The following is an 11,397-nucleotide window of genomic DNA, read 5'->3' on the forward strand; positions in this document are numbered from 1 at the left end:
CATGGAATGATCCAATCTGGACTGCATTTGTCGTATTTGCTCGCACTTTTTTTGTGTTTTTTAGTTTGTGACATAATACACATACTTTCTAAAGTAATGCAAGAGGGAGAAATCGGAACGTTCTCTTTTGATAACCTGGCGGAAAACTTCTCTTTCAGGGGGCTGCAAGAGGAGGATGGTCAAGGGTTTGATGGTTGCGAAAAGGAAAAATGCAGGAATAGAAAGTGAATGGAATAATTTCTGTAAAGAAACGCATAAAAAGGTTTCGGGCAATCCCCCCAAGGAAATCCGACTGATCTCCCTTGACGGCGTCATGCCCGAAACCATGATCTTCTGGATCAGGAAACGCTGAATCCCATGGCATTGACGGCGCTTGTGCCGCCTTCCACGCTGACCACATTCTGAAAACCTTCGTGACCCAGGGTTATGAGCGCTTCATAGGAGCGCGCCCCGGTGCCGCAGATGACGACGATGCCCTTGTCTCGCGGCAGCTTGTCCAGGTTTTCGGCCAGATCTCCCTGGGGAATGTTGACCCAGTGCTCAGGATGGGCCAGGGCTTCTTCCTTGGCGTCGGATGGTTCGCGGCAGTCCAGGAAGAAATGCGTGTTTCTTTCTCGCTGCTTCCAGAGGGCCGCGAACTCATCCGCTTGAATGGCCATGTTCCGTCCCGCGAGGATGTTCTCCGCCGCGTTGCCCAGCACGTTCAGAATATCCAGCGCGGCGGAAAATGGCGGAGAGTAGGCCGCTTCCAAGTTGCTCAAGGCCTCTACCCTCAGGCCCGAAGGCAGCAACCCGGCGACCACGTTCACCTTGCCCACCAAGGCATCGCCTTTGTCCGCCGTTCCCTGCATTCCCAGGACGCGACCCGTTTGGCGCTCCACAACCAAGTCCAGGTTCATCACCCCTTTGTCAGGGTGGAAGTGAGCCCGATCCAGTTGACTGACGTGGACACTCAGGGCATCGAAGCCCGCGGACCGCGCGGCCTGCAATGTCAGGCCGGTTCCGGCGGCGGCGAGGTCGAACAGCTTGACGCACCAGGAGCCCACCACGCCGGAAAAAAGGGTCGCGCCGCCGGCCAGGTTGTCGCCGATCACCCGGCCTTGGCGATTGGCCAATGAGCCCATGGGCAGGAAGACGTTGGCGTTGGTCAGCAGGTGGCGCAGTTCCACGCAGTCTCCTCCGGCGTAGATGTGCGGATCGGAAGTCCGCAGGTACTCGTCCACCGTGATTCCACCGCGCTCAGAGACGGCCAAACCCGAGGCACGGGCCAGTTCCGTATTGGGTCGAACGCCCACGGCAACGATGACCAGGTCCGCCGGGATCTCGTCGTCTTTGGTGCGTACACGGGTTACCCGGCCCTGGTCGTCGCCCTCCAGGCTGAGTACCTGGTCGCCCAGTTGGAACCGTACGCCCTTGTCCCGCATGTGCCGCAGGGCCGTGAGGGACAAATTGCCCCCGATCACGCCGGGCAGGATCTGCTCCCGGAGTTCGATGACCGTGGTCTCCACCCCCCAGAGATCGACCAGGGCCACGGCCATTTCCAGGCCGATGAATCCCGCGCCCACCACCACGGCCCGCTTCACGCTCCCGCTGGAAACGAGGGTGCGGATGCTTTCGGCGGAGTCCAGGTTGTGCACGGTATGCACGCCGGCCAGTTCTCTTCCCGGGAAGGGCGGAACCACCGGTATGCTGCCCGTGGCCAGCACCAGCTGATCGTAGGCCAGCACCTCGCGGCGTCCCGTGGGTACGTGGGCAAGCGTCACGGTCTTGGCCTCGCGGTCTATGGCCACGGCCTCTGTTTCGGTGCGCACGTCTACGCCTTTGCTTTTTCGGAAATATTCAGTGTCCCGAAGGACATGAAATGACGTACTTTCCAGTTCCGGGACGTCGTTGACCTCGCCGGAAACATAGAAGGGGATGCCGCAGCCGCTGTAGGCGATGCGTTTGTCTCGATCCACGAGCGTGACCCGGCTTTCCGGTTCCAGGCGCTTGAAGCGGGCGGCGGCTTTGGAGCCCAAGGCCACAGCCCCGATGATGACGATGTGTTGTGGCATGGCTTACGCCTTCCTCCCAGTCTGACGTGGTTTTCGAAAATGAGCGGCCGGTGCGTCCGGACCAACGAGCATCACCGGGCAACGCGCTCCGGCGATGACTTGGGACGAGGTATCGGGTTTCTTTTGGGAAGAGTCCTGGGGGCCGGCGTAACAGTCCGAAGCCAGGACGATCAGGTCGGCCTCGTTTTCCCGAGCGTACTTCAGGATTTCCACGGACGGATCGCCCTCGCGAACGACGAATTCCGTTTCAGCGGGCAGGCCCAGATTTCGGCCAAGATAAGCCAACCGGTTTGCGGCTTGGTGCAGTGCGTTGGCCAGGACGGCCCGGTCGGGCGCGGCGTCGTCCAGCGGCAGGGCATGGAACGCGAACAGGGTTCCGGCATCCGCCTCAATGATGCTCGCCGCCATGGTCAGGGCGTCCTGTTTCCCATCCCGAAGGTCGGTCGCGGCGACGATGCGGCGGAACGTTCCAGACAAGGATCGATTCGAAGCCGTCGGCATTCCCGGCGGAAGAACGAGCACCGGACAGGCGGCTTCCCAGGCGATGAGCAGAGCGGTGTCCATGGTCGAGGCGGAAAGCTCCCGTCTGCAGTGCTCGGCGTCGCCCTGGTCGCCGATGACCACGAGGTCCGGCTCCATGAGGCGGATGGTCTTGAGAACCTCCACATGGACAAAGCCGGAGCCGAGCATCACGTCCGCCGTCAATCTCTCGGGCATGTTCGCCCGGCAGAATGCCTCGATTTCGGCCCGTCGGGCCGAGAGTTCCCGCTCATCGGAAAGCTGGAGCACGCAACTTTGCTCACGCTCATGAGGAGCGCTGACATGTTGGACCGTAAAGCCCGACTTGTGTCGGGCCGCCACCGCTGCCGCCAACCTGAGGGCGGACGTACCGTCGGCCTTGTCCGACAGGGCCAGGAGTACCAGCTTAAACATTTGCGCCTCCCGTGGAACTGTTCACAGTATTTGCGTCGACGTTTGAGGCGGTTTATCTTTCCGGCTCGGAGCCGTTGGTCTTGCCTCGAGCCGAGGGTTCATTCAGCAGGTTTGGACGACGTGCCCGAAGACGTGCTCGAAGGGCCACGGGGCAGCCGCCTGAAAAACGTCCTCTCTTGGGTCCGCAACCGTGTCGGCCGGTTTCTTGTTCGCCTTGGCGGCATGGTCCACGAGCCTTGCCGTTTCTACCTTGGCCCATGGGGCCTGTTCCATCTTGGTTCGGCATACACGACCTCCTTGGGGTGGCATCCCACTGACCGTGCATAAGCAGCTTTCATGCCGTCGAAAAGTTATCTGTATTTGAATGGGTTGACATCGTTGAGGTCTTGTATAGAAATGGTCTGGGCGTAAAATTTGCCCGCTAAATTTGGCCGGGCGTAATATTCTCCCGATGGGAGAAGGTTGATCATCAAGTGAGGCGGCTATGCATTTTCCGCGCGACATTTCCTGTGAACATATCATGGACAGCTTGGCCGACGGGGTGTTCACCGTGGACAAGGACTGGAACATCACCTTTTTCAACCGAGCGGCTTGCGCCATCACCGGTGTGTTGAAGGACGAGGCCTTGGGGCGGAAGTGCTGGGAAGTCTTTCGCTCCAGCATCTGCGACGGAGTCTGTGCCCTGAAGGCCTCTCTGGAAGCCGGGGAAAGCCGTGCCAATCGGTCGGTGTATTTTGTGCGCAGCGATGGAACCAGGGTGCCCATCAGCATCAACGCCGCTCCGTTGCGGGACCGGCGCGGCAAAATCGTGGGCGGAGTGGAGACGTTTCGCGACCTTTCGGCGCTGCGTCAGATTCAGAAGAAGCTGGACGGGTTGTACCGGGTGGAGGATATCATCAGCAGAAGCCCGGTGTTTCAGCGGACCTTGAGCATCCTGCCTCAGATCGCGACCAGCGGATCCACGGTGCTCTTGCTCGGCGAGTCGGGAACGGGCAAGGAGTTGGTGGCCCGGGCGATCCACAATCTGAGCGGCCGCAACGGCAAACCGTTCGTGGCCGTGAATTGCGGGGCCCTGCCGGAGCAGTTGCTGGAAAGCGAACTGTTCGGCCACAAGGCCGGGGCTTTTACGGACGCCAAGCGGGACAAGCCGGGCAGGTTCCAGGCTGCCGACGGCGGGACGCTGTTTCTCGACGAAATCGGCGACATGCCCCTGGCCCTGCAGGTCAAGATTTTGCGCGTCTTGCAGGAAAAGGTGGTTGAGCCTTTGGGCGCGGTACGCGGCGTGCCGGTGAACGTCCGGGTCGTCGCGGCCACCAACAAGGATCTCGAGAATATGGTCGCCCGCCAGGAGTTCCGGGGGGATCTTTATTACCGTTTGAACGTGGTTCGCCTGGTCCTGCCGCCCTTGCGGGAGCGACCGGAGGACGTCCCGCTGCTGGTCCGGCATGTGGTTAAGCGCCAGAACGTATTGACCGGCAAGGACATTCAGGGAGTGACGGAAGAAGTGATGCGTCTGCTGGTGCGTCATTCGTTCCCGGGCAATGTCCGGGAGTTGGAAAACATCATTGAATACGCGTTCATCCTTTGTCCCGGCGGCTTGATCAAGCCGGAGCATCTGCCCGATGGTCTGTGCCCCGACACTCCGGCCACGCCGACCATGGCCTTGCGCGGCACCATGGATGAAATCAAACAGCAGGCCGCGGCCCAGGCGCTGGCCCGCAACAACGGCCGGGTCATGGCCGCCTGCCGCGAGCTGGAGGTGTCCAAGGATACCCTGCGGCGGTTGCTGCGTCGGTGACGATTGAATTTCGTAACCGTTAAAAGAAAATGAGGTAACCATGGCCTGGATTCCCGCGAAGGAGGGAATCCAGGTTTTTTATTCGTAACTACTCGGCACAGAGTCATTCTGTTGCCGGGGTCGGAATCGGGATCGGGATCGGGATCGAAAACGCTGGGATATGTTCTGATTTATTCCTGTTCCGATACCGATACCGATTCCGATACCGACCCTGCCGGAGCAAGATCGGACGCAAAATTCGCTGAGTAGATACAATATTTGGAGATTCACCTCGACCTCTCCCTGTTATATCCTCCCTTTCCTCATTTTCCGTCGTGCCGGGTTCGGAACCTTGAGCCCGGCGTCCAACTTCTTTTCACGCCGTGATTCGGGCGAATTATACGTCCATCGCTTTGCGCCAGTTCGTCTGATTTCGTCTTACAGGCTGGAACGAATGATTATTTTTGCTTGGCATGCAATATGCCAAGTGAAGGAATAAATGGTGCGATTTTCGTAACTACTCCGCACAGCGTCATTCTGTTGCCGAAATCGGAATCGGAATCGGGATCGGGATCGAAAACGCTGGGATGCGTTCTAAATTCTTCCTGTTTCGATACCGACTCCGATACCGACCCCGACACCGATTGCCGGAGCAAGATCGGACACAAAATGTACTGAGTAGTTACCGATTTTCTTCCCCCCCGAAGCATTTCGGAGAATCGGCGATGCGAGTGTGTTTGGCCTGCTACGGAAACCGTATCGCAACATTGCTGGATACGGCCACATCGCTTCACCTCTATCAGGAACAGCCTGAAGCGGTGATGCGCGGCACTCCGGAACAGATTCATTCGGTGCCGAACCGGGAGCCGAAAACCCACGTGTTGCCGAGTACGGTGCGAGACCTTGGAATGATAGGTTTTGCGCGGACCTTGGTGCAACTGGAAGTTGAGTGGTTGCTCTGCGGCGGATTGGCCTGTCCGGACAGGGAAGTCCTTATTTTTGCCGGGGTCCAGGTGGAGCCGTGGATTCGCGGCAGGACGGATGAGGTGGCGCAAGCCTGGTTTTCGGGCCGTATTCGGTCTTTCAAAATGCCCGGCCTTGGACGGCTTGACTGTGCCGCACGGCGGGGACGGCGACGAACTACAAAAGGAGCTTGTAAAATGAAAATGAAACGGATTGCTGTTTCCAGTGAGGGCCCGCGCCTGGACGACATGGTGGATCCACGGTTCGGCAGGGCGGCGGGCTTCGTCATCGTGGACCCGGCGGCCGGAGACGCCTCCAGCTACATCGACAATGGCGCGTCCCAGGTCATGGCCCAAGGCGCGGGGATCCAGGCGGCGCAAAATCTTGCCAACGCCGACGTGGAATTGGTGATCAGTGGGTTTGTCGGGCCCAAAGCCTTTCAAGCTCTGTCCGCCGCGGGAATCCAGATCATCCAAAATGTGGAGGGCGTAACCGTGGGGCAGGCCGTGGAACGGTTCAAGCGCGGCGAACTGACCGTGGCCGATGCGCCCAACGCCCAGGCGCATGGCGGGACAGGTCGAGGCAGTGGCCAAGGGAGCGGCCAAGGAGCGCGGCGGTGATCTTCGCTGTTGCCAGCGGCAAGGGGGGGACGGGAAAAACCACGGTCACCGCCTCCCTGGCCGCCATCTGGGAGGGACCGCTGACTCTCGTGGATCTGGACGTGGAAGAACCGAATCTGCACCTTTTCCTGAATCCCGAAATAACGAGAGAGTCAGCGGCCATGCTGGAGGTTCCGGTCCATAATCCGGACACGTGCACCCTGTGCGGCGAGTGCGCTACGTTTTGCCAATACAAGGCCTTGGCAATCATGGGCAAAACCATGCTGTTCTATCCGGAAATGTGCCACGGTTGCGGCGGGTGTCTGAGAATCTGTCCCGAGGGCGCTCTCAGTCCGGGCGGACGGGAGCTGGGCCGGATCGTTGAGGGCCAAACGGAGTTCGGACGTTTTGTGATGGGCCGGTTGCGGGTGGGGGAAGCCATGAGTCCGCCACTGATGCAGCAGGTCAAGCAGCGGGTAATGGAGCATATGAGTCAAGCTGGGGTGCCTGAAGGCGTAGAGGGCGGCGCACAGGGCGGCGTACAGAGCGACGTGCTCATTGACGCCCCTCCGGGGGTGAGTTGTCCGGCGATGCATGCCGTGATGGACGCCGACGCGATCCTGCTGGTCACCGAGCCAACGCCCTTCGGCCTGTATGATTTTCGTCTGGCCGTGGAGGCCTTTTCCGGGCTGAACAAACCCATGGGCGCGGTGATCAACCGGGTCGGGATCGGGGACCAAGGCGTGGACGATTACTGCCGGGCCGCCGGCATTCCGATCTGGGCCCACATTCCCAACAGCATCCTCGCGGGCAAAGCCTATTCGCGGGGGGAGATCGTCGCCAGGGAGCTGCCTGAACTGAGAGGGCTTTTTCAGGAGTTGAAAGAGCGCATGCGGGCCGCTGTCAGTGCATCCCAGGAGGTGGGCCGTGCGTGAAATCGTTGTGATCAGCGGCAAGGGCGGCACGGGCAAGACCAGCATCACGGCGGCGTTCGCGCATTTGGCGGACAACGCCATGGTCTGCGACCTGGATGTGGACGCGCCGGACCTGCACATGTTGTTGGCCCCGGTTGTCGAGGAAGAGCATGCGTTTCGCTCCGGGCACGAAGCAGTCATCGATCAAGAGCGATGCACGAAATGTGGGGTATGCGCCGAGCTCTGCCGCTTCGGGGCCGTGCGCGAAGACCAGGGGAGGTATGTGGTCGACTCCCTGCGGTGCGAAGGCTGCAAGGTCTGTGTCCATTTCTGTCCGGATCAGGCCGTGGATTTTGTGGAAAAGCATTGTGGACAGTGGTTTTCCTCGACCATGCGTTTCGGGCCGATGATCCATGCACAGTTGTTTCCAGGGGAAGAAAATTCCGGACGGCTCGTGGCCCTGCTTAAGAAGGAGGCCCGACAGCATGCGAAAAAACAGGGATTGTCCTTGATCCTGTGCGACGGAACGCCGGGAATCGGGTGTCCGGTCATCAGCTCGCTTTCCGGGGCGAATCTGGCGGTGGTGGTCACTGAGCCGACCCCGTCCGGACGGCACGACCTGGAGCGTGTGGCCGACCTGTGCCTCCATTTCCGCATCCCCGTGGCTGTAATCGTGAATAAGTTTGACCTGAATCCCGAGAACAGCCGGGAGATCGGCGCGTACTGCCGCGAAAAGGGGCATGGCCTGTTGGGCATGCTGCCCTACGATGAGCAGATGACCAAGGCCATGATTCTGGGCAAGTGCATCACGGAAATGCCGGCCTCTCCCTTTGGCGACGAATTGCGTGGGATATGGGCAAAGATTGTCGCGTATCCCGTTGGGCCGTTGCGTCTCGCTTGACTGTTGCAACGCAACATATTGGATTTAAAATTGCTAACCGCTTCGATATGAATAAGGAGATGTCACCATGGACACGTTGATTATCGCCGTCCCGTCCGAAACCCCCGGCGGCCTGGATGCCGCCGTCGGAATGCATTTCGGCCATTGCGATCTGTACACCATCGTGGAAGCCAAAAACGGGGAGATCGTGGACGTGCGCACACTGCCCAATGTTCCTCACCAGCAGGGTGGGTGCATGGCCCCGGTCAACCACCTGGCCCGCAACGGCGTGAAGGTGCTCATTGCCGGTGGGATGGGGCTGCGTCCGCTAATGGGATTCCAACAGGCTGGAGTGCGGGTCGTCCACGGAGCCGGTGCACCTTCCGTTGGCCACGCGGTGCAAGCTTTTCTGATGGATTCCCTGCCGACTTTCAGCACCGAGAATACGTGCGGCGGGGGAGCACAACATTAGCAGTCCGTTGAAAAACTCCCAATTGCTGCGTCGCTGCAAAAAGTTCAAACTCTCACGTATTAATAACTACGCTTCGACCTTGATTCGATTGCCAGGATGGCAAATCGATAATGTGGCGAAGCCACAGCCCGTAGGGGCCGGACACAGGACGTGTCCGGATAGCTTTTTCTTGCCCCTTGCACTTGGGGTTTTTGAAAGGACTTCCGGATAAGGACTTTTTCAACACTCAGTTAACCGATCTTCCACATTGCCACGTGGATAATCCGACGTCTCCCCGTGTCGTTCTGCGCACGAGAAGCGTCGGATCATCTTTTCCATGAGGTACTCTTGAATCGCCTTGTCGCGAAGTATCGGGGTCAAGGGAGGAGACGCATGCAGATACTGATAGCCACCAATCGTTCAGAGGATATATTCGCTCGCTTTTGCGACGCGCTGCGACAAGAGGTGGAAAATGTGGAGTTGCTGTTCACCCACAACTGGACCAATGTCCTGGCCGCGGTGAAGGTCATGCCGCCGGGATTCCTGATCCTGGACCAAGGCCTGCCCGAAGGCGAGACTTTGGATCTGGTGCGTAAGTTGATGTCGGTGAACGTGGCGGTGAATTGCATCGTGATCACCGACCTGGACGACGAATCCTTTCACGAGGTCGGCGAAGGCCTGGGGATTTTCGCTCCGTTGCCGGTGGAACCCGGCTTTGAGGACGGAGTGGCCTTGGCTCGACGAATAAATCGGTTCATGGGAGCCGCGGGCGTAGCTGCCTCTTCATGATCCTGAACCCTGAACCCGAGAGTTTCCATGCCCATTCACGAATACACCTGCGCTTCTTGCGGGAAGCTGTTCGAGGCCATCCAGATCGGGAGTCAGCCGCAACCGGGATGTCCGTTTTGCGGGGCGAAAGAGGCGACAAAAGTGCTTTCTGTCCCTGCCTCCGGCGTTGGTTCCGTCCGGCAGGCCGTTCCTGGCTCGAAAGATCACGGATGCTGCGGAGAGCGGCCCGGCCAGAAGGGCTGTACGCCTGGTTCCTGCTGCGGCAGAAGCTGATCATTTCTCAACGAGTGAACCGTTGGAGCCGATTCCGGCTGAAGAGGGTTGAAAAGGCATGCGCGTCACAGTCCTTGTGGACAATAACACCCTGACGGACCGTTATCTCCTGGGTGAGCCGGGCTTGAGCATTCTGTTGGAGCATGAGGGGCGACGGACCCTGCTGGATGCCGGATACTCGGATGTCTTTTTGCGCAACGCCGCCAAGTTGGGTCAGGATCTGCTGCATTTGGACAGGGTGGTGTTGTCTCACGGTCACCTGGATCATTCCTGGGGCCTGACCGAGTTGATCCGCTTACGCACCGAGGCGGCAATCATGCGGCGCACGGTTCCGGAGACCGAATTGCTGGCCCATCCTTTGGCCCTGCATGGCAAGTACCGCGATCATCTGCCGGAAATTGGATCATTAATGGATGTTGAGCGCCTCGGTTGCCACTTTTACCTGAATCTGCGCAGCCGCCCCATGCAGCTGGGCGGGGGGCTCGTCTACCTGGGCGAGATCCCCCGACGGTTTGCTTTTGAACTTGTTGAGTCGAAAGAGAGGATGCACAGGACGCACGAGGGACCGCAACCGGATGCCCTCTTGGACGATACGGCCCTGGCGTTTCGTTCCGCCAAGGGCTTGGTGCTGATCACGGGCTGCTCGCACAGCGGTATTTGCAATATCGCGGCCCAGGCCATGGACTTGACCGGCGTAAACCGGATCGTGGACATCATCGGCGGGTTGCACCTGCTTGGCGCCTCACGAGAGCGTCTGAAAGAGACCACGAATTACCTGGCCAACGTCGGACTCGAGGCCTTGCATGCCTGCCATTGTACGGACCTCGAGGCCAAGATCGCACTGGCCGGACGGCTTCCAGTTCGGGAAACGGGCAGCGGGTTGGTTCTGGAATATCCCGAGGAGGACGCGGCTTGAGCGTATGTTCAGGTTCAGGGAGGTCTTGTCTCGGGCTTGTTGTTCTTCTGAAGGGACGAGGGGCTAGAAAACCCAGACCGCCCAATGCGGCCTGGGTTCAAGCGAGGAGAGGCGGAACAATTTTAGATTACGTGGGTATGCACTTGACTCCGGTATTCAAAGGGTCACTTCGCACAATGACTTGCTATCAAGCTAAAATGATACTTTTTCTCGAAAACTGAGACCCCAAGCGTTGGCCTGGCTAGAAATCATGTGATTTCAGCTGGTTGTGTCTGTATACCGGAAACAAGTGCATACCCACGTTAGATTAATTTCTTGTCATTCGGCCTTCTGAGATCGCCGGGATCGGCTTGATTATGTGGTGCAAAGCCTTGGCCGTAGGGCCTTCCTGGTGAATGCGCAGGAGGGCGAAGCGCTGGTCTCCGGAGCGGACCACTTCCGGATACAGGGGGGATCCTGCCCAGAAACGCATGGCCACGGTGCTCTTGTCCACGCGGCCTTGCCGGAAAGGATGACGATCTTGTTTTTGATCCGGGCAAGGCTGGCCAGGAGAGCTTTTTCTTCCTCGCTCTGCCCGGCGCAGTCCTTGTCCGAACACGTCTCGCATTCATGGTCATTCATGATGCGCATACTCCTGACTCTAATGGTTGAAGGATGCGGTTAATCGGATTCGGTCCAACATTCTCAATGGCTATGGCAGGTTCCAGCAACGATGTAGCCGCATGCGTCGTTGCTTGGGACGATTGTCGGGCATGGGGGTTGGGTTTGTCGATGTATCAGGGTCGGTCGAAACGGGTGCCGACGCGGGAGCGGTGCTGCCGTCTTCCTGACCGCGCGTGCCCCTTTGA

At 59.1% G+C, this 11,397-nt stretch carries 12 protein-coding genes; 8 read left to right on the forward strand and 4 right to left on the reverse strand.

Going from position 1 to position 11,397, the window contains the following annotated elements; translation table 11 throughout:
• Positions 1 to 338 precede the first annotated feature (338 nt).
• The 3 genes from AC559A_RS07430 to AC559A_RS07440 all read right to left on the reverse strand — a co-directional run bounded on the left by AC559A_RS07430 (position 339) and on the right by AC559A_RS07440 (position 3,260).
• Positions 339 to 2,054, reverse strand: coding sequence for an FAD-dependent oxidoreductase (locus AC559A_RS07430; protein WP_498817193.1), 1,716 nt, complete (start codon positions 2,052 to 2,054; stop codon positions 339 to 341).
• Positions 2,055 to 2,057: 3 nt separating this feature from the next.
• Entirely contained in the window at positions 2,058 to 2,987 is a 930-nt protein-coding gene (locus tag AC559A_RS07435; protein ID WP_498817195.1) for a universal stress protein, read from the reverse strand.
• Between the two features lie 102 nt (positions 2,988 to 3,089).
• On the reverse strand, positions 3,090 to 3,260 hold the full coding sequence (locus AC559A_RS07440; RefSeq protein ID WP_498817197.1) for a hypothetical protein: 171 nt from the start codon (positions 3,258 to 3,260) through the stop codon (positions 3,090 to 3,092).
• Between the two features lie 211 nt (positions 3,261 to 3,471).
• Here AC559A_RS07440 and AC559A_RS07445 point away from each other — a divergent pair, with 211 nt between their 5' ends.
• The 8 genes from AC559A_RS07445 to AC559A_RS07480 all read left to right on the forward strand — a co-directional run bounded on the left by AC559A_RS07445 (position 3,472) and on the right by AC559A_RS07480 (position 10,549).
• Positions 3,472 to 4,785, forward strand: a complete 1,314-nt coding sequence (locus tag AC559A_RS07445; protein ID WP_498817199.1) for a sigma-54 interaction domain-containing protein — start codon at positions 3,472 to 3,474, stop codon at positions 4,783 to 4,785.
• Positions 4,786 to 5,489: 704 nt separating this feature from the next.
• Positions 5,490 to 6,347 carry a NifB/NifX family molybdenum-iron cluster-binding protein gene (locus tag AC559A_RS07450; protein WP_498817201.1) on the forward strand — a complete coding sequence of 286 codons (858 nt, stop codon included), beginning with the start codon at positions 5,490 to 5,492 and terminating at the stop codon, positions 6,345 to 6,347.
• A complete protein-coding gene (locus AC559A_RS07455) occupies positions 6,344 to 7,261 on the forward strand; it encodes a nucleotide-binding protein (protein ID WP_498817203.1) in 918 nt (305 codons plus the stop codon). Before AC559A_RS07450 ends, AC559A_RS07455 begins: the two co-directional genes overlap by 4 nt.
• The gene (locus AC559A_RS07460; protein ID WP_498817205.1) at positions 7,254 to 8,141 is read left to right on the forward strand and encodes an ATP-binding protein; all 888 of its coding nucleotides are present in this window, start codon (positions 7,254 to 7,256) and stop codon (positions 8,139 to 8,141) included. The genes AC559A_RS07455 and AC559A_RS07460 overlap by 8 nt, the downstream gene beginning before the upstream one ends.
• A gap of 67 nt (positions 8,142 to 8,208) precedes the next feature.
• Entirely contained in the window at positions 8,209 to 8,592 is a 384-nt protein-coding gene (locus tag AC559A_RS07465) for a NifB/NifX family molybdenum-iron cluster-binding protein (protein ID WP_498817207.1), read from the forward strand.
• 372 nt (positions 8,593 to 8,964) lie between these two features.
• Positions 8,965 to 9,360, forward strand: a complete 396-nt coding sequence (locus AC559A_RS07470) for a response regulator (RefSeq protein ID WP_498817209.1) — start codon at positions 8,965 to 8,967, stop codon at positions 9,358 to 9,360.
• Between the two features lie 27 nt (positions 9,361 to 9,387).
• Complete coding sequence (locus tag AC559A_RS07475) at positions 9,388 to 9,633, forward strand: FmdB family zinc ribbon protein (protein ID WP_498817211.1); 246 nt, start codon at positions 9,388 to 9,390, stop codon at positions 9,631 to 9,633.
• A gap of 58 nt (positions 9,634 to 9,691) precedes the next feature.
• Positions 9,692 to 10,549 (forward strand): MBL fold metallo-hydrolase, encoded by an 858-nt coding sequence (locus AC559A_RS07480; RefSeq protein ID WP_498817213.1) that lies wholly within the window; start codon positions 9,692 to 9,694, stop codon positions 10,547 to 10,549.
• Positions 10,550 to 10,903: 354 nt separating this feature from the next.
• Here the strand turns inward: AC559A_RS07480 and AC559A_RS07485 are convergent, their stop codons facing one another.
• Positions 10,904 to 11,170, reverse strand: coding sequence for a hypothetical protein (locus AC559A_RS07485; RefSeq protein ID WP_498817215.1), 267 nt, complete (start codon positions 11,168 to 11,170; stop codon positions 10,904 to 10,906).
• Positions 11,171 to 11,397: the final 227 nt, after the last annotated feature.

This window comes from Desulfonatronum zhilinae (assembly GCF_900182865.1).
GTDB lineage: Bacteria > Desulfobacterota > Desulfovibrionia > Desulfovibrionales > Desulfonatronaceae > Desulfonatronum > Desulfonatronum lacustre.